26 protein-coding genes are annotated in these 15,418 nt (G+C 66.0%); 1 reads left to right on the forward strand and 25 read right to left on the reverse strand.

Annotated elements, in window-relative coordinates; translation table 11 throughout:
• Positions 1–4 precede the first annotated feature (4 nt).
• From F1D05_RS15185 to F1D05_RS15230, 10 genes are all read right to left on the reverse strand, one after another.
• Positions 5–625 (reverse strand): class I SAM-dependent methyltransferase, encoded by a 621-nt coding sequence (locus tag F1D05_RS15185; protein WP_185448296.1) that lies wholly within the window; start codon positions 623–625, stop codon positions 5–7.
• Positions 618–1,430, reverse strand: a complete 813-nt coding sequence (gene truA, locus F1D05_RS15190; protein ID WP_185448297.1) for a tRNA pseudouridine(38-40) synthase TruA — start codon at positions 1,428–1,430, stop codon at positions 618–620. The genes F1D05_RS15185 and truA overlap by 8 nt, the downstream gene beginning before the upstream one ends.
• Before the next feature lie 29 nt (positions 1,431–1,459).
• Positions 1,460–2,227 carry a 50S ribosomal protein L17 gene (rplQ, locus tag F1D05_RS42550; protein WP_185448298.1) on the reverse strand — a complete coding sequence of 256 codons (768 nt, stop codon included), beginning with the start codon at positions 2,225–2,227 and terminating at the stop codon, positions 1,460–1,462.
• A gap of 56 nt (positions 2,228–2,283) precedes the next feature.
• Complete coding sequence (locus tag F1D05_RS15200; protein WP_112243143.1) at positions 2,284–3,309, reverse strand: DNA-directed RNA polymerase subunit alpha; 1,026 nt, start codon at positions 3,307–3,309, stop codon at positions 2,284–2,286.
• Positions 3,310–3,412: 103 nt separating this feature from the next.
• Positions 3,413–4,021 carry a 30S ribosomal protein S4 gene (rpsD, locus tag F1D05_RS15205; protein WP_185448299.1) on the reverse strand — a complete coding sequence of 203 codons (609 nt, stop codon included), beginning with the start codon at positions 4,019–4,021 and terminating at the stop codon, positions 3,413–3,415.
• A 24-nt stretch (positions 4,022–4,045) separates the two neighbouring features.
• On the reverse strand, positions 4,046–4,453 hold the full coding sequence (gene rpsK / locus F1D05_RS15210) for a 30S ribosomal protein S11 (protein ID WP_185448300.1): 408 nt from the start codon (positions 4,451–4,453) through the stop codon (positions 4,046–4,048).
• A 59-nt stretch (positions 4,454–4,512) separates the two neighbouring features.
• The gene (gene rpsM, locus F1D05_RS15215; RefSeq protein WP_132402604.1) at positions 4,513–4,884 is read right to left on the reverse strand and encodes a 30S ribosomal protein S13; all 372 of its coding nucleotides are present in this window, start codon (positions 4,882–4,884) and stop codon (positions 4,513–4,515) included.
• Positions 4,885–5,068: 184 nt separating this feature from the next.
• Positions 5,069–5,182, reverse strand: coding sequence for a 50S ribosomal protein L36 (rpmJ, locus tag F1D05_RS15220; RefSeq protein ID WP_008361054.1), 114 nt, complete (start codon positions 5,180–5,182; stop codon positions 5,069–5,071).
• Between the two features lie 29 nt (positions 5,183–5,211).
• Entirely contained in the window at positions 5,212–5,433 is a 222-nt protein-coding gene (gene infA / locus F1D05_RS15225) for a translation initiation factor IF-1 (RefSeq protein WP_012923661.1), read from the reverse strand.
• Between the two features lie 198 nt (positions 5,434–5,631).
• The gene (locus tag F1D05_RS15230) at positions 5,632–5,964 is read right to left on the reverse strand and encodes a winged helix-turn-helix transcriptional regulator (RefSeq protein WP_185448301.1); all 333 of its coding nucleotides are present in this window, start codon (positions 5,962–5,964) and stop codon (positions 5,632–5,634) included.
• Between the two features lie 85 nt (positions 5,965–6,049).
• Here F1D05_RS15230 and F1D05_RS15235 point away from each other — a divergent pair, with 85 nt between their 5' ends.
• Positions 6,050–6,910 carry an NAD(P)-dependent oxidoreductase gene (locus F1D05_RS15235; protein WP_185448302.1) on the forward strand — a complete coding sequence of 287 codons (861 nt, stop codon included), beginning with the start codon at positions 6,050–6,052 and terminating at the stop codon, positions 6,908–6,910.
• On the opposite strand, the gene F1D05_RS15240 is transcribed toward F1D05_RS15235, so the two are convergent.
• The 15 genes from F1D05_RS15240 to rplN all read right to left on the reverse strand — a co-directional run bounded on the left by F1D05_RS15240 (position 6,899) and on the right by rplN (position 15,339).
• Complete coding sequence (locus tag F1D05_RS15240) at positions 6,899–7,726, reverse strand: hypothetical protein (protein WP_185448303.1); 828 nt, start codon at positions 7,724–7,726, stop codon at positions 6,899–6,901. The two genes, F1D05_RS15235 and F1D05_RS15240, sit on opposite strands and share 12 nt — an antisense overlap.
• A complete protein-coding gene (locus F1D05_RS15245; protein WP_185448304.1) occupies positions 7,723–8,172 on the reverse strand; it encodes a DUF1707 SHOCT-like domain-containing protein in 450 nt (149 codons plus the stop codon). The genes F1D05_RS15240 and F1D05_RS15245 overlap by 4 nt, the downstream gene beginning before the upstream one ends.
• A gap of 80 nt (positions 8,173–8,252) precedes the next feature.
• Entirely contained in the window at positions 8,253–9,077 is an 825-nt protein-coding gene (gene map / locus F1D05_RS15250; protein ID WP_185448305.1) for a type I methionyl aminopeptidase, read from the reverse strand.
• 6 nt (positions 9,078–9,083) lie between these two features.
• Positions 9,084–9,662: an adenylate kinase gene (locus F1D05_RS15255; protein WP_185448306.1), complete on the reverse strand. Its 579-nt coding sequence runs from the start codon at positions 9,660–9,662 to the stop codon at positions 9,084–9,086.
• Positions 9,662–10,963, reverse strand: coding sequence for a preprotein translocase subunit SecY (gene secY / locus F1D05_RS15260; RefSeq protein ID WP_185448307.1), 1,302 nt, complete (start codon positions 10,961–10,963; stop codon positions 9,662–9,664). The genes F1D05_RS15255 and secY overlap by 1 nt, the downstream gene beginning before the upstream one ends.
• Positions 10,964–11,096: 133 nt before the next feature.
• Positions 11,097–11,537: a 50S ribosomal protein L15 gene (rplO, locus tag F1D05_RS15265; protein ID WP_112243159.1), complete on the reverse strand. Its 441-nt coding sequence runs from the start codon at positions 11,535–11,537 to the stop codon at positions 11,097–11,099.
• A 1-nt stretch (position 11,538) separates the two neighbouring features.
• A complete protein-coding gene (gene rpmD / locus F1D05_RS15270; protein ID WP_185448308.1) occupies positions 11,539–11,721 on the reverse strand; it encodes a 50S ribosomal protein L30 in 183 nt (60 codons plus the stop codon).
• Positions 11,721–12,320, reverse strand: a complete 600-nt coding sequence (gene rpsE / locus F1D05_RS15275) for a 30S ribosomal protein S5 (protein ID WP_185448309.1) — start codon at positions 12,318–12,320, stop codon at positions 11,721–11,723. The genes rpmD and rpsE overlap by 1 nt, the downstream gene beginning before the upstream one ends.
• A 33-nt stretch (positions 12,321–12,353) precedes the next feature.
• Entirely contained in the window at positions 12,354–12,737 is a 384-nt protein-coding gene (gene rplR, locus F1D05_RS15280; RefSeq protein ID WP_185448310.1) for a 50S ribosomal protein L18, read from the reverse strand.
• Between the two features lie 2 nt (positions 12,738–12,739).
• Positions 12,740–13,282: a 50S ribosomal protein L6 gene (rplF, locus tag F1D05_RS15285; RefSeq protein ID WP_185448311.1), complete on the reverse strand. Its 543-nt coding sequence runs from the start codon at positions 13,280–13,282 to the stop codon at positions 12,740–12,742.
• Positions 13,283–13,309: 27 nt separating this feature from the next.
• A complete protein-coding gene (gene rpsH, locus F1D05_RS15290) occupies positions 13,310–13,717 on the reverse strand; it encodes a 30S ribosomal protein S8 (protein ID WP_185448312.1) in 408 nt (135 codons plus the stop codon).
• Between the two features lie 97 nt (positions 13,718–13,814).
• Complete coding sequence (locus F1D05_RS15295) at positions 13,815–14,000, reverse strand: type Z 30S ribosomal protein S14 (protein WP_132167346.1); 186 nt, start codon at positions 13,998–14,000, stop codon at positions 13,815–13,817.
• 1 nt (position 14,001) lies between these two features.
• A complete protein-coding gene (rplE, locus tag F1D05_RS15300) occupies positions 14,002–14,577 on the reverse strand; it encodes a 50S ribosomal protein L5 (RefSeq protein WP_185448313.1) in 576 nt (191 codons plus the stop codon).
• On the reverse strand, positions 14,577–14,969 hold the full coding sequence (gene rplX / locus F1D05_RS15305; protein ID WP_185448314.1) for a 50S ribosomal protein L24: 393 nt from the start codon (positions 14,967–14,969) through the stop codon (positions 14,577–14,579). Before rplX ends, rplE begins: the two co-directional genes overlap by 1 nt.
• A 1-nt stretch (position 14,970) precedes the next feature.
• A complete protein-coding gene (gene rplN / locus F1D05_RS15310; RefSeq protein WP_020388099.1) occupies positions 14,971–15,339 on the reverse strand; it encodes a 50S ribosomal protein L14 in 369 nt (122 codons plus the stop codon).
• Positions 15,340–15,418: the final 79 nt, after the last annotated feature.

The following is a 15,418-nucleotide window of genomic DNA, read 5'->3' on the forward strand; positions in this document are numbered from 1 at the left end:
ACCTTCAGGACGGCGACGCGGCCTGGTTCGTTGCAGTGACTTTGAGGACCCTGAATCCCTTGGCGCTGGCCGTCCGTACACACGGATAGCCCTGCTCGCCCAACCACTTCTGCAGCGAGTCCGCGCCCAGGTTCTTGCCGACCACCAGCCAGGCCACCCCGTCCGGGGCGAGCAGGGCCAGCCAGTGCAGCAACATCTTGTGCAGCTCCGGCTTGCCGATGTGGATCGCCGGGTTCGACCAGATCTGGTCGAACCGTACGTCCTGCGGCACGCCGTCCGTCAGTACCGGGTACACCCGGTCACCGACACCGGCCGCCTTCGCGTTCTCCGCGGTGAGTTCGAGGGCCCTGGTGTTCACATCGACGGCCCAGACCTGCGCCTCGGGTGCTTCGACTGCCAGTGCTACTGCGATCGGGCCGTACCCGGTGCCCAGGTCAAGGATGGTCCCGCCACCGGTCGGCGCCTCCACCTCGCGCAGCAGCACCGCAGTACCGAGGTCCAGGCGGTCACGGGAGAACACACCGGACGCCGTGGTGAACGTGTACTCCCGGCCCCAGATCCGGGCCTGCACCGTACGGCGTACGTCGGCAGAGGTGGGCTCTGCCGAGAAGTAGTGGTCAGCCACGCTGGTGCACCTCTCCCCTGACCTGACGGGACTCACGCGCCCGGTTGGCCAGTTCTTCGTCTGCTGGGTACCGCACTTCTTCCAGAGTGAGCCCATGCGCGGGCATCACGGTCACTGCCGAGTGCCGTACGCCGCCCGCAAGCACCGTGGCCGGCCAACTCGCATCACGTCGGCCATCGCCCACCGGGATCACCGAGCCCACCAGGGCTCGCACCATCGAGTGGCAGAACGCATCCGCGATCACTGTGGCCTCCAGCAGCCCAGGAGCCACCCTTTCCCAACTGAAGGTCAGCAGGGCACGCACGGTGCTCGCACCCACCCGCTTCCTGCAGAAGGCGGCGAAGTCATGCTCGCCGAGCAGCCTGGTTGCCGCCTCGTTCATCCGGTCCACGTCCAGCGGCTGGTCGACCCGTAGTACCTCCTTGCGACGCAGTGGATCCCAGGTCGTGGGCTGGTCGCAGACGCGGTAGACGTACCGGCGGGCTATCGCCGAGAATCTGGCGTCGAAGCCTTCGGGGGCCACTGCGACCGCTGTCACCGCGACATCTTCGGGCAGCAGGCCGTTGAGCCGTCTCATCAGCTCTCTCATGGGCATGTCCGTCTCCAGGTCGACATGCGCGACCTGGCCGCGGGCATGCACGCCCGTGTCGGTTCTGCCGGCGCAGGTGACCGTCAGGGGCTCAGAGATCCGCAGTACGGTCCTGAGCGCCTCTTCCAGGGTCTCCTGCACGCTCCTGAGGGCAGTCTGACGGGCCCAGCCGTGGAATCCGGTGCCGTCGTACCTCAGATCAATCCGCAAACGCACAGGACTCCTCTCCCCCTGTCGAAAGCCGTTCAGCCTAACGCAGCTGCGCCCCCGCACTCGAAAGTGCGGGGGCGCAGCTGACTGCCTTGCTGAGGAGTTACTTGTCCTCGGTCTCGCCGGCCTTCGCGAAGCCGGCGGCCGCGGCGGCCCTCCTCGGTGCGGAACCACACCTCGGCCTCGGTCTGGTCGTACCACGGGGACTCGGTGGTGTGGTACTTCATCGAGTTCTCGTTGCCCTTGATGTCGAAGCCCTCCGGCGCGGAGCCGTCGGCGTTCGGGGCAGCCGAGTCGGCGCCGAACTTGCCCTCGACGGAGTCCTGGACCTTGGTCTCCTCGGCCGGGGCCTCGGTCTCCTCGGTCTTCGCCTCATCCTTCTTCGCGGTCGCCTTCTTGGCCGGGGCAGCCTTCTTCGCGGCAGCCTTCGCCTTCGGCGAGTCGGCCAGTGCCTCGACCAGCTCGATCTTCACCATCGGGGCGTTGTCGCCCTTGCGCGGGCCGAGCTTGATGATCCGGGTGTAGCCGCCCGGACGGTCCGCGTAGCGCTCACCGATCTCGGTGAACAGCACGTGCACGACGGACTTGTCGCGGATGCGCTTCATCACCTGACGACGCGCGTTCAGGTCGCCGCGCTTGGCCTTGGTGATCAAGGACTCCGCCAGCGGCTGCAGGCGCTTGGCCTTGGTCGCCGTGGTCGTGATCGCGCCGTGCTCGAACAGCGAGGTGGCCAGGTTGCTGAGGATCAGCTTCTGGTGCGCCGCGCTGCCGCCGAGGCGGGATCCCTTGGTGGGGGTAGGCATTTTCTGTAACTCCAGGAAATCTCAGGCCCGGGTGCGGACCTTGGGATGGGCCTTTATCAGTACTGCTCGGTCTCGGCGAAGCTCTCGTCCTCGTCCTCGGCGTCGTCGCCGTACGCCTCGGCGGCGGCGCGCAGGTCGAAGCCGGGGGGCGAGTCCTTCAGCGACAGGCCCATCTCGGCCAGCTTCAGCTTGACCTCGTCGATCGACTTGGAGCCGAAGTTGCGGATGTCCAGCAGGTCCTGCTCGCTGCGGGAGATCAGTTCACCCACGGTGTGGATGCCCTCGCGCTTGAGGCAGTTGTAGGACCGGACGGTGAGCTGCAGGTCCTCGACCGGCAGCGCCAGGTCGGCGGCCATCTGCTCGTCGACCGGCGACGGGCCGATGTCGATGCCCTCGGCCTCGACGTTCAGCTCGCGGGCCAGGCCGAACAGCTCGACCAGGGTCTTACCGGCCGACGCGACGGCGTCACGCGGCAGCATCGACGGCTTGGTCTCGACGTCCACGACGAGACGGTCGAAGTCGGTGCGCTGCTCGACGCGGGTGGCCTCGACCTTGTAGGTGACCTTGAGGACCGGGGAGTAGATCGAGTCGACCGGCATCCGGCCGATCTCGGCGTCCGCGGACTTGTTCTGGATCGCGGACACGTAGCCGCGGCCCCGCTCGACGACCAGCTCCATCTCGAGCCGGCCCTTCTCGTTCAGGGTGGCGATCTTCAGGTCCGGGTTGTGCACCTCGACACCGGCCGGCGGCGCGATGTCGGCGGCGGTGACGTCACCGGGGCCCTGCTTGCGCAGGTACATGGTGACCGGCTCGTCGTGCTCGGAGGAGACGACCAGGTCCTTGAGGTTCAGGATCAGCTGGGTGGCGTCTTCCTTCACCCCGGCGACGGTCGAGAACTCGTGCAGGACACCGTCGACCTTGATGCTGGTGACGGCCGCGCCCGGGATGGACGACAGCAGGGTGCGGCGGATCGAGTTGCCGAGGGTGTAGCCGAAGCCCGGCTCCAGCGGCTCGATCACGAACCGCGAGCGGTGCTCGTCGACGACCTCTTCGGCCAGGGTGGGACGCTGCGCGATAAGCACTTTTTGTTCTTCCTTCTAGTTCCGCGACGACCACTATTTGAGGTCGCGAACCGAAGACCGACGATCCGGCCGCCGCAGCCTGAGCCACAGCGGCCGGAGTACGTCAGTTCTTCGAGTAGAGCTCGACGATCAGGTGCTCGGCGACCTGGGTGTCGATCTGTGCCCGGGTGGGCAACTGGTGCACGAGGATCCGCAGCCGCTCGGGCAGCGCCTCGAGCCAGGCCGGAACCACTCGCTCGGAGTGGGTCTCCCTGGCGATGATGAACGGCGTCGTCTCGACCGACTTGGCCTTGACGTCGATCACGTCGTGGGCCGAGACCCGGTACGACGGGATGTTCACCTTGATGCCGTTCACGGTGAAGTGACCGTGGACGACGAGCTGACGGGCCTGCCGGCGCGTCCGGGCCAGACCGGCGCGGTACACGACGTTGTCGAGGCGCGACTCGAGGATGATCAGCAGGTTGTCACCGGTCTTACCAGGACGCCGCGAGGCCTCCTTGTAGTACAGGCTGAACTGCTTCTCAAGCACGCCGTAGGCGTAACGAGCCTTCTGCTTCTCACGAAGCTGGAGCAGGTACTCGCTCTCCTTGGGACGGCCGCGGCCGTGCATACCCGGGGGGTACGGACGACGCTCGAACGCCTTGTCGCCACCGACGAGGTCGACCCCGAGACGGCGCGACTTCTTGGTCATGGGTCCGGTGTAACGGGCCATTTTCGCTGCCTACCTTTCTCTGGGTCAGACCCGGCGCCGCTTGGGAGGGCGGCAGCCGTTGTGTGCGGTCGGGGTGACGTCCTGGATGGTGCCGACCTCGAGGCCGACAGCTCCCAGCGAACGGATCGCGGTCTCACGGCCGGAGCCGGGACCCTTCACGAACACGTCGATCTTCTTCATGCCGTGCTCCATCGCGCGCCGGCCGGCTGCCTCGGCAGCCATCTGCGCGGCGAACGGGGTCGACTTGCGCGAGCCCTTGAAGCCGACGGTGCCGGCGGAGGCCCACGAGATGACCGCGCCGGTCGGATCGGTGATCGTCACGATCGTGTTGTTGAACGTGCTCTTGATGTGCGCGTGGCCGACGGCCACGTTCTTCTTCTCCTTGCGGCGCACCTTCTTCGCGCCGGCCGCTGAGCGGCTCTTGGGAGGCATAAGTCAGTTACTCCTGGCAGTATCGTCTGCAAACGGGTCGAGGCACTGGGTCATCCGGGTCACTTCTTCTTCTTGCCGGCGATCGCCTTCTTGCGACCCTTCCGGGTGCGGGCGTTCGTCTTGGTGCGCTGACCGCGCACCGGCAGGCCGCTGCGATGACGGCGACCCTGGTAGGACCCGATCTCGATCTTGCGGCGGATGTCCGCGGTCACCTCACGGCGGAGGTCACCTTCGATCTGGTAATTGCCTTCGATCCAGTCGCGGAGCTTGACCAGTTCTTCGTCGCCCAGTTCGTGGACGCGCTTGTCACCGGAGATGCCGGTGGCTTCGAGCGTCTTCAGGGCGCGAGTACGACCTACACCGAAGATGTAGGTCAGAGCGACCTCGATGCGCTTGTCGCGCGGCAGGTCGACCCCTACGAGGCGTGCCATGTGGCGGTGTTCCTTTCGTCGGCAGAGGTGTGGTGGCGCGCTGCGTCCTTGCCCGCCTCGGTGAGTTGTTCACCGGCAAGGCCCCGGCCTCTGTTCCGGGGGCAACATCCAGAGTCGTGCTGGTTCTGGACGAGCATGCGCGCTGTGGTGCGAAAGTGCTGTGAAGCCTTGAGGTGGGGCTGGATCAGCCTTGCCGCTGCTTGTGCCGCGGGTTCTCGCAGATCACCATGACCCGACCGTGACGGCGGATCACCTTGCACTTGTCGCAGATCTTCTTGACGCTCGGATTGACCTTCATCGAGCTTCTTTCTTCGACAGGTGGGCTGGTTACTTGTACCGGTAGACGATGCGACCCCGGGTGAGGTCGTACGGCGACAGCTCCACGACTACCCGGTCCTCAGGAAGGATCCGGATGTAGTGCTGCCTCATCTTGCCGCTGATGTGCGCGAGCACCTTGTGCCCGTTGGACAGCTCAACACGGAACATCGCGTTCGGCAGGGCCTCGACGATGGTGCCCTCGAGTTCGATAACTCCCTCTTTTTTGGGCATGTCCTCGCACTTCTGTAGACAACTGATGGAAGGTACTGCTGGGTGGCTCAGCACCACCCCCGAACATCCGCTACCCTCCCGACGGCGCGAAGATTCGCAAACATCAGGCAGCCGCGGGCAGCACGATCAGAGGCTACAAAGAGCCAAGGAAAGAGTGTACGCCACCTACCCGCCGGAAACCCAATCGAGCCCCGGACGCTAGCGGCTCGACTCCAACTCCGCGAGGTGAGCAGCGCCCCAGGTGTCGAGGGGAGCCAACGCCTCGTTGAGCGATTCGCCCAGCGGGGTCAGGGAGTACTCGACCTTGGGCGGGACCTGGTGGAAGACCTCACGGTGGACTATGTGCCGGGCTTCGAGGTCGCGGAGCTGCTGGATGAGCATCTTCTCGGTGACGCCGGCGATGTCCTTGCGGAGTTGACCGAAACGACGCGGACCGTGGTGCAGGGCCCAGAGGATGCGGGGCTTCCACTTGCCCCCGATCACATCGGCGGCGGCGTCCAGCCCACAGGTGTACGGAATCGCGGCCACCATCATGCACCTCACTGACCTCTTGGTAAGTACCTGACAAATTAGTAGGTACTTGTTGACTTTAAACCATCAATCCAAGCTGGACGACATGAAGACATCTGTCACCGTCCTGGGCCTCGGCGCGATGGGAACCGCCCTCGCCCGGGCTTTCCTGGCCGCCGGCCACCCGACCACCGTCTGGAACCGCACCCCAGGCCGCTCCCCGGAACTCGACGGCCTCGGTGCCGTGCGCGCCGCCACTCTCACCGACGCCATCGCCGCCAACGGTCTGGTGATCGTCTGTCTGCTCGACTACGCCAGCGTCCACGAAGCGATTGATGACGCCGGCCTCACCGAGAAGGTCCTGGTCAACCTCACCAACGGCACCCCGGCACAAGCACGGAGTACTGCGGACTGGGCTGAACGCCTCGGCGCGCAGTACATCGACGGCGGCATCATGGCTGTGCCCGCGATGATCGGCGGTCCGGCCGCATCCGTGCTGTACAGCGGGTCCAGCACCGCCTTCGAACAACACCAGCACGGCCTTGCAGTACTGGGCAGAGCGACCTACCTAGGAGCAGACCCAGGTCTGGCCCCACTGCACGATATCGCCTTGCTCAGCGCGATGTACGGCCTCTTCGGCGGCGCACTCCAGGCGTACGCATTGATCGGCAGCGAGCAACTCTCACCAACCGCCTTTACTACCGACCTACTGCTGCCCTGGCTCACCGCCATGCTCACGTCACTGCCCCGGATGGCCAACGACCTCGAGTACGGCGCGCAGCCGGGTGCGGCCGGCTCCAATCTCGCCATGCAGGCGACGGGGTTCGCCAACCTCATCCAAGCAGCCGAGGACCAAGCGGTGAGTCCGGAAATCCTCCTACCGATCCAGGAACTCCTGAAGCGGGCTGTAGCAGCCGGAGCCGGCGACGAGGACCTAGCAGCACTTCTCCCCCACCTAACCCGGTGACTCCTGCTGGGTGGAGGTGGCGGCCCATTGCTCGCCCGCCTGCCAGACATGCTCCGGCATCAGGTCGAGCAGGTCGCAAGCGGCGTCCAGGTGCGCCAGCGCCGTACCGGCATCGCGGAAGGCGGGCAGGATGGCGACGAAACGCCGGCCCTCGCAGCTGAATCCGAACGGTGGTACCTGTCCGAGCGCCTCGACGGCCCGCGGATTCAGGGCCTGCAGGGCCAGGTCCTCACGGCCGTTGAACACCCGGTAGCCCTCCGCCGACCCCTCGACAGTCAGCTTGATCGGCAGCAGGCTCGCGGCCGCCACCGGAGCGAGCGAGACGGGCAGCACCTGTAGCGGCGGCAGTGGCCGGTCGACCTCCAGATCCAGGAAGTCGAAGCCCAGCTTGCGACGCCGTACCTGGTGCCGGAACCGTCCGCTCCAGAACTCCCGGCCGCGGTGCCGGCCGCTCGTCACGTCGACCGCCTCTGCCCGCGGATCCGCGTCGAACGGCGGGAACGGCCAGCGGTCCAGCACCCCGGCCTCGACGGCGCTGAAGTGCCAGCCCATCTGCTCGACGACGTCCTCCCAGGCCCGTCGCAACCGCAGTTCGGACCACCGCATCGCCAGCGTGAAGACCACCAGTACGGCGAACCAGCCCATCACCATCCAGCCGACCCAGCGCGGCTCCACCAGGAGGCCGAACAACACCAGCGGTACGGCGACGGCGAACCAGACCACGAAGACCAGGGCCGAGCCCTGCCGCAGCTGCCAGGCCCAGTCCGGCCGGAGCCGCGGCGACCGGCTCCGGCGTCCGGGCGGGGCCGCCGTCAACCGCGCCTTCTGAAATTGCCCATGGCGAAGAACGCCCACGGGATCAGCAGCCAGACCGGCCAGAAGTGCGGCCAGTGGCCGCCGCTGGCGAGCCCGATCACGAACCAGATCACCACGTTGATCATCACCACACCCGTGAACCCGCCGGCCAGGGCGCGGGCCGGGTGGTGATCCTTGTTCTTCTGCCGCTCGGGGAACTGCCCCGGGGCAGGCGCCGGCGCGACGTCCTGGACGTTCGCGGGCGTCTGGTAGGTCCGGACCGGCGGAAGGTCACGCACCAGCGGTTCCAGCTCGCCGTACGTCTGGACGGCGTAGAGCTGGTCGAGCCGCGAGCTGAACTCGGGCTGGTCCAGCCGGCCGTCGGCGAAGGCGTCCCGCAACCGGCCGGCGATCTTCTCGCGGTCGGTCTCGGTGAAGCGCTGGTGTGGCTGGTACTGACTGGGCATGTCTCAAGTGTGCCTCAGCCCAGGACCGCACGGCGTCCCCCGACGGATGGACCCGGGGCTGTCAACCGATGGAGTGAGTCTCAGTCGGCGAGCGGGCCGAAGGTGACGCCGAGCTCCTTGAGCCGGGCCTCGCCACCATCGAGCGCGGTCAGCACCCACGGGCCGAGCGGTGTCAGGGTGAACGAGTGCTCGGTGTGCGCCGCGACCGTGCCGTCATCGGTGACCACGGTCCAGTCGTCTTCGAGGGTGTGGTTGTCCTGCTTGCCGAAGGTCAGCATCGGCTCGACCGCGAGCGCGAGACCCTCGACCAGCTTGGGACCACGGCCGGCCTTGCCGAAGTTCGGCACGTTCGGCGGCTGGTGCATCGCCGACCCGATCCCGTGCCCGACGAAGTCCTCGACGATCCCGTACGACGAGTTGGCGCGCACGTGCTGCTCGACGGCGGCCGAGATGTCGGTCAGCCGGCCACCGAGCCGGGCGGCGGCGAACCCACGCCACATCGACTCGTCGCAGATCCGGGCCAGCTCGAGCAGCTCCGGAGCCGTTTCGCCGACGCCGACCGTGATCGCCGCGTCGCCGTGCCAGCCGTTCACGATCGCACCGCAGTCGATCGAGATCAGGTCACCCTCGGCCAGCACCCGGTCACCGGGGATGCCGTGCACGATCTCGTCGTTCACCGACGCGCAGATCGAACCGGTGAAGCCGTGGTAGCCCTTGAAGGACGGCGTCGCGCCGGCCGACCGGATGCTGTCCTCGGCGATCGCGTCCAGGTCCCCGGTGGTGATCCCGGCCTTGACCTCGGAGCGCAGCAGTTCGAGCGTGCGGCCGACCACCAGGCCGGCCGCACGCATCGCGACGATCTGTTCGCGGGTCTTGATCTCGATCCCGCGGTCCTTGAAAATCACTGCAGCTCAGTGTCCGTCGGTCAACGATTTGAGGGCGGCGAGCACGCGCTCGCTCACCTCGTCGATCTCGCCCACGCCGTCGACCTCGACCAGCAGGCCGCGCTGGGCGTACACCTGCAGCAGCGGCTTGGTCTCGGCGGCGTACACGTCCTGCCGGTGCCGGACGACCTCTTCGGAGTCGTCGGCCCGGCCGTCGGTCTTGGCCCGGCGCAGCATCCGGTCCACCAGCACGTCGGTGTCCGCGACCAGCGCCACCACGGCGTCCAGCTTGTGCCCGTGGTCGGCCAGGATGTCGTCAAGGGTGCCGACCTGAGGCAGGGTGCGGGGGTACCCGTCGAGCAGGAACCCCTCCCCCGCGTCAGCGTCGGAGAGCCGGTCGCGCACCATCGCGTTGGTGACCTCGTCCGGCACGTAGTTGCCCGCGTCCATGAAGCGCTTCGCCTCGAGCCCCAGCGGGGTCTCGTCCTTGACGTTCGCGCGGAAAATGTCGCCGGTGGAAACAGCCGGGATTCCGAGCCGGTCCGCAAGCACCTTTGCCTGCGTACCCTTACCCGCCCCGGGCGGACCCATCAGCAACATTCTCATCAGCGCAGGAACCCTTCGTAGTTACGCTGCTGCAACTGACTCTCGATCTGCTTCACCGTGTCCAGTCCGACGCCGACCATGATCAGGATCGACGTACCACCGAACGGGAAGTTCTGGCTCGCGTTCAAGAGCACCAGGGCGACCAGCGGGATCATCGAGATGACCGCGAGGTAGAGCGCGCCCGGCAGCGTGATGCGGGACAAGACGTAGGAGAGGTACTCCTCGGTCGGCCGGCCCGCCCGGATCCCGGGGATGAAGCCGCCGTACTTCTTCATGTTGTCTGCGACTTCCTTCGGGTTGAAGGTAATCGAGACGTAGAAGTACGTGAAGAAGATGATCAGGGCGACATACGTCACCATGTAGATCGGGTGGTCGCCCTTGACCAGGTTCCCCTGGATCCACTGCGCCCACTTCTCCTGCGATTTGAACTGGCTGACCAGTACCGGCAGATAGAGCAGGCTCGAGGCGAAGATGACCGGGATGACGCCGGCCTGGTTCACCTTCAGCGGGATGTAGGTGGAGGTACCGCCGAACATCTTCCGGCCGACCATCCGCTTGGCGTACTGGACCGGGATCCGGCGCTGCGCCTGCTCGATGAAGATGACGGCCGCCATGATCACCAGACCGATGGCCAGCACGACGATGAAGGTGCCGATGCCCTTCTGCTTGCGGATGTTCCACAGCTGTGTCGGGAAGGTGGCGACGATCTGGGTGAAGATCAGGATCGACATACCGTTACCGACACCACGGTCGGTGATCAGCTCGCCCAGCCACATGATCACGCCGGTACCGGCGGTCATGGTCAGCACCATCACGACGACGGTGAACCACTTGTCGTTGTGCAGCAACGGCTCCTGGCAGCTCGGGAAGAGCCGGCCGGGGGTCCGGGCCAGTGCCACGAACGCGGTCGCCTGCAGGATCGCAAGGCCCACGGTCAGGAACCGGGTGTACTGGGTGATCTTGGTCTGCCCCGCCTGGCCCTCCTTCTTCAGCGACTCGAGCCGCGGGATGACCACGGTGAGCAGCTGCAGAATGATGCTGGCGGTGATGTACGGCATGATGCCCAGCGCGAAGACCGCGAGCTGGAGCAGCGCCCCACCGGAGAACAGGTTGATCAGGTTGTACAGGTTCGCGTTCTGACCCGACGTGGCTGCTTTCAGGCACGTGTTCAACGACTTGACGTTGACGCCAGGTGCCGGCACGACCGAGCCGATGCGGAAGATCACGACGATGAAGAGCACGAACAAGATCTTCCGGCGCAGGTCCGGAGTCTTGAACGCGTTGGCAAAGGCGCCTAACACCCTGTCCTCCCATAAGTTTCCTGTGCCCGGTCAGGGCAGGGGCCTAGCAAAGCAGCTGGGCAAGAGACGAACCAGGGCTCGTCCGAACTCCAGCGTGAGGATAACAAACGCTGGCTCGCACGAGCCCTGGCAATCACACCTCGGTGGTGGTTCCCCCGGCCGCCGCGATCTTCTCCTTGGCGGACTTCGAGAACTTGTGAACCGAAACCTGCAGTGCAACGGTCAACTCGCCGTCGCCCAGCACCTTCACCGGGAGACTGTCTCGGACCGCACCCTTGGCGACCAGGTCGGCTACGCCGATCTCGCCACCTTCGGGGAACAGCTGTCCGAGCTTGTCCAGGTTAACGACCTGGAACTCCACTCGGTTCCTGCTCTTGAAGCCCTTCAGCTTCGGAAGCCGCATGTGCAGCGGCATCTGGCCACCCTCGAAGCCTTCGGGGATGTTGTTACGGGCCTTGCTGCCCTTGGTACCGCGGCCGGCCGTCTTGCCCTTGCTGCCCTCACCACGACCCACGCGGGTCTTGGCGGTCTTGGCGCCGGGCGCCGGACGCAGGTGATGAACCTTGAGCGTCATGTCAGTCAACCTCTTCGACGGTGATGAGGTGGCGAACCGCACGCACCATGCCACGGATCTCCGGGCGGTCGTCGTGAACGGCGACATCGCCGATCCGCTTCACGCCCAGCGTGCGCAGGGTGTCGCGCTGGTTCTGCTTGCCACCGATGCCGGAACGGGTCTGGGTCACCTTCAAGCGTGCCATCAGGAGATTCCCTCCGCCCGCGCCTTCAGCAGCGCCGCCGGGGCGACGTGCTCGACCGGCATGCCACGGCGCGCGGCCACGGCTTCCGGCGTCTCCAGGGCCTGCAGCGCGGCCACCGTGGCGTGAACCACGTTGATCGCGTTGGAGGAACCCAGCGACTTGCTCAGGATGTCGTGGATCCCGGCGCACTCCAGTACGGCGCGCGCCGAGCCACCCGCGATCACTCCGGTACCAGGAGCAGCCGGGCGCAGCATGACGACGCCGGCGGCCTTCTCACCCTGGACGGGGTGCGGGATGGTGCCTTGGATCCTGGGGACCTTGAAGAACGACTTCTTGGCCTCCTCGACACCCTTGGCGATCGCCGCGGGCACCTCCTTGGCCTTTCCGTAACCCACACCGACGGTGCCTTCACCGTCACCGACGACCACGAGGGCGGTGAAGCTGAAGCGACGACCACCCTTCACGACCTTGGCAACACGGTTGATGGCTACCACGCGCTCGATGTAGGCGGTCTTGTCAGCTGCCTGACCGCGACCACCGTCACGGCCACGGCGCTCACCACCGGCGCCGCCTCCGCGACGCTGCTGGCCTCCGCTCATTTCGAACTACCTTCTTCCTTTTGTGTCGCCATGTCAGAAGCCGAGGCCGCTCTCACGGGCGGCGTCGGCCAGGGCCGCGATCCGTCCGTGGTACTTGTTCCCGGCCCGGTCGAAGACGACCGAGTCGATACCGGCGGCCTTCGCGCGGTCGGCGATCAAGCCGCCCACGGTCTTGGCCTTGTCCGTCTTGTTCGCCTCCGCACCGCGCAGGTCCGACTCCATCGTGGAAGCCGAGACCAGGGTGACGCCGGCGACGTCGTCGATGACCTGAGCGAACAGGTGCTTCGAGGACTTGCTGACCACCAGGCGCGGCCGGTCGGCCGTGCCGTTGACCTTCTTGCGGACGCGGATCTGACGACGCAGCCGGGAAGAGGTCTTCTTGGCGGAGTGCTTGTTGTGACGCAATCCGATCGCCATGGTTACTTACCAGCCTTTCCGACCTTGCGGCGCACCTGCTCGCCGGCGTACCGGACACCCTTGCCCTTGTACGGCTCGGGCTTGCGCAGCTTGCGGATGTTGGCGGCAACCTCACCGACCGACTGCTTGTCGATTCCCTGCACCGAGAACTTGGTCGGCGCCTCCACCACGAAGGTGATGCCTTCCGGCGCCTCCACCGTGATCGTGTGGCTGTAGCCGAGCGAGAACTCCAGCGTGGCCGGGCCCTTTGACAGGACGCGGTAACCGACGCCGACGATCTCGAGCTTCTTCTCGTAGCCGTCCGTCACGCCGGTCACCAGGTTGGCGATCAGAGTGCGGGACAGGCCGTGCAGTTCTTTGCTCTTGCGCTGCTCGTCCGGACGCGAGACGGCAATGGTGCCGTCCTCGTCGCGAGCGACCGCGATGGGCTCCGCAACAACGTGCGAGAGCTGACCCTTGGGACCCTTAACGGTGACCGTCTGGCCGTCGATCGTGACGTCGACGCCGGACGGGACCGTGATCGGGAGCTTACCGATGCGAGACATGAGAGTGGTCCTCCTTCCGGTTCTTCGTCACCAGACGTAGGCGAGGACTTCCCCGCCAACGCCCTTGTGCTTGGCCTGCCGGTCCGTCAGCAATCCCTGTGACGTCGAGATGATCGCGACGCCGAGGCCACCGAGCACCTTGGGCAGGTTGGTCGACTTCGCATACACCCGCAGACCGGGCTTGCTGATCCGCCGTACGCCGGCGATCGAGCGCTCGCGGCTCGGACCGAACTTCAGGTCCACCACGAGGGTCTTACCGACGGTGCCCTCTTTGGGCTCCTCGACCTTGTAGGCCGAGATGTAACCCTCCTGCTGGAGGATGTCGGCAATGCCCTGCTTGATCTTGCTGTACGGCATCTGGGTCGACTCGTGATACGCCTGGTTGGCGTTGCGCAGACGTGTCAACATGTCTGCGATCGGGTCGGTCATCGTCATGGCCTGGGGCCTCTTTCCCGCCGTGGTTTCGCCGGCCGGCGACCTACGGTGACTAGATGGTGGTTGGAGAAAAGATCGGTGCTGGACAAGCGGTGGGTCACCAGCTGGACTTGGTGACGCCGGGCAGCTCGCCCCGGTGCGCCATCTCCCGCAGGCAGATCCGGCACAGGCCGAACTTGCGGAAGACCGCCTTCGGCCGGCCGCAGCGCTGGCAACGGGTGTAGCCGCGCACTGCGAACTTCGGCGTCCGGGCCTGCTTGACCTTGAGTGCTGTCTTCGCCACGTCAGTTCTCCTTGAACGGGAAGCCGAGCTGCCGCAGCAGCGCACGCCCCTCGTCGTCGTTCTTGGCGGTGGTCACCACGGTGATGTCCATGCCGCGGACCCGGTCGATCCGGTCCTGGTTGATCTCGTGGAACATCACCTGCTCGGTCAGACCGAAGGTGTAGTTCCCGTTGCCGTCGAACTGCTTCGCCGACAGGCCACGGAAGTCACGGATCCGGGGCAGCGCCAAGGCGAGCAGCCGGTCCAGGAACTCCCACATCCGGTCGCCGCGCAGCGTGACGTGCGCACCGATCGGCATGCCTTCACGCAGCTTGAACTGCGCGATGGACTTGCGGGCCTTGGTCACCGACGGCTTCTGGCCGGTGATCGCCGCCAGGTCGTTGATCGCGCCGTCGATCAGCTTGGAGTCGCGAGCCGCCTCGCCGACACCCATGTTCACCACGATCTTGGTGAGCCCGGGCACCTGCATGACGTTCTCGAACTGGAACTCCTCGCGCAGCTTGGCGACGATCTCCTCGCGGTACTTCGTCTTCATCCGCGGTTGAACGCTGCCGTTCTCGGTTGCCGTAGCAGTCATCAGATCTCCTCGCCGGTGCGGCGCGAGATACGCACGCTGCGGAACCCGGTGTACGTCGAACCGTCGGGGCGCCGCTTCTGCACCTCGACGCGGTTGTAGCCGACGCGCGTGGTGACCTTCTGCTTCTTGCCATCCGCGTCGGTGGTCTCGACGAGCAGCATCACGTTGGAGACGTGGATCGGGGCTTCCTGGGTGACGATGCCACCCGTGGTGCCGCCGCGCTGGGCCTGCTGCACCTTGGTGTGCTTCTTGACCCGGTTCACGCCTTCGACGATGACCTTCTCAGCCTCAGGCAGCACCGAGATGATCTTGCCCTCGTGGCCCTTGGACTTACCGGCGATCACGCGAACGAGATCACCCTTCTTCACGTGCAGCTTCTTCTGGGCTGCCATCTCAGAGCACCTCCGGAGCGAGCGAGATGATCTTCATGAACTTCTTCTCGCGCAACTCCCGGCCGACCGGCCCGAAGATGCGGGTGCCGCGCGGCTCGCCGTCGGCCTTGAGGATCACGGCGGCGTTCTCGTCGAACCGGATGTAGGAGCCGTCCGGACGCCGGCGCTCCTTCACAGTGCGAACGATGACGGCCTTGACGACGTCGCCCTTCTTGACGCCGCCGCCCGGGATCGCGTCCTTGACGGTGGCGACGATCGTGTCACCGACACCGGCATAGCGCCGACCGGAGCCACCGAGCACGCGGATGCACAAGATTTCCTTGGCACCCGTGTTGTCGGCGACCTTCAGTCGCGACTCCTGCTGGATCATCTGTTGATCTCCTGGTTGTCTCGCTGGTTCTCACTCACATGAGCCTTGCGGAACGAATGATTTCGATTGGGTACAGCTG

The sequence above is a fragment of the Kribbella qitaiheensis genome (genome assembly GCF_014217565.1).
GTDB classification, from domain to species: domain Bacteria; phylum Actinomycetota; class Actinomycetes; order Propionibacteriales; family Kribbellaceae; genus Kribbella; species Kribbella qitaiheensis_A.

What these genes read in the sequence shown, in the direction of transcription:
- rplN (WP_020388099.1), bottom strand. Translation starts at nt 15,339, where the DNA reads ATGATCCAGCAGGAGTCGCGACTGAAGGTCGCCGACAACACGGGTGCC.
- rpsD (WP_185448299.1), bottom strand. Translation starts at nt 4,021, where the DNA reads ATGGCCCGTTACACCGGACCCATGACCAAGAAGTCGCGCCGTCTCGGG.
- F1D05_RS15245 (WP_185448304.1), bottom strand. Translation starts at nt 8,172, where the DNA reads ATGCCCAGTCAGTACCAGCCACACCAGCGCTTCACCGAGACCGACCGC.
- infA (WP_012923661.1), bottom strand. Translation starts at nt 5,433, where the DNA reads ATGCCCAAAAAAGAGGGAGTTATCGAACTCGAGGGCACCATCGTCGAG.
- F1D05_RS15230 (WP_185448301.1), bottom strand. Translation starts at nt 5,964, where the DNA reads ATGGTGGCCGCGATTCCGTACACCTGTGGGCTGGACGCCGCCGCCGAT.
- F1D05_RS15255 (WP_185448306.1), bottom strand. Translation starts at nt 9,662, where the DNA reads ATGAGAATGTTGCTGATGGGTCCGCCCGGGGCGGGTAAGGGTACGCAG.
- rplF (WP_185448311.1), bottom strand. Translation starts at nt 13,282, where the DNA reads ATGTCTCGCATCGGTAAGCTCCCGATCACGGTCCCGTCCGGCGTCGAC.
- rplE (WP_185448313.1), bottom strand. Translation starts at nt 14,577, where the DNA reads ATGACTGCTACGGCAACCGAGAACGGCAGCGTTCAACCGCGGATGAAG.
- rplO (WP_112243159.1), bottom strand. Translation starts at nt 11,537, where the DNA reads ATGACGCTCAAGGTTCATCACCTGCGTCCGGCGCCCGGCGCCAAGACC.
- rpmD (WP_185448308.1), bottom strand. Translation starts at nt 11,721, where the DNA reads ATGGCACGCTTGAAGGTGACCCAGACCCGTTCCGGCATCGGTGGCAAG.
- F1D05_RS15235 (WP_185448302.1), top strand. Translation starts at nt 6,050, where the DNA reads ATGAAGACATCTGTCACCGTCCTGGGCCTCGGCGCGATGGGAACCGCC.
- rplR (WP_185448310.1), bottom strand. Translation starts at nt 12,737, where the DNA reads ATGGCGATCGGATTGCGTCACAACAAGCACTCCGCCAAGAAGACCTCT.
- rpsM (WP_132402604.1), bottom strand. Translation starts at nt 4,884, where the DNA reads ATGGCACGCCTCGTAGGGGTCGACCTGCCGCGCGACAAGCGCATCGAG.
- rplQ (WP_185448298.1), bottom strand. Translation starts at nt 2,227, where the DNA reads ATGCCTACCCCCACCAAGGGATCCCGCCTCGGCGGCAGCGCGGCGCAC.
- rplX (WP_185448314.1), bottom strand. Translation starts at nt 14,969, where the DNA reads ATGGCAGCCCAGAAGAAGCTGCACGTGAAGAAGGGTGATCTCGTTCGC.
- rpsH (WP_185448312.1), bottom strand. Translation starts at nt 13,717, where the DNA reads ATGACGATGACCGACCCGATCGCAGACATGTTGACACGTCTGCGCAAC.
- rpsE (WP_185448309.1), bottom strand. Translation starts at nt 12,320, where the DNA reads ATGAGCGGAGGCCAGCAGCGTCGCGGAGGCGGCGCCGGTGGTGAGCGC.
- rpmJ (WP_008361054.1), bottom strand. Translation starts at nt 5,182, where the DNA reads ATGAAGGTCAATCCGAGCGTCAAGAAGATCTGCGACAAGTGCAAGGTG.
- rpsK (WP_185448300.1), bottom strand. Translation starts at nt 4,453, where the DNA reads ATGCCTCCCAAGAGCCGCTCAGCGGCCGGCGCGAAGAAGGTGCGCCGC.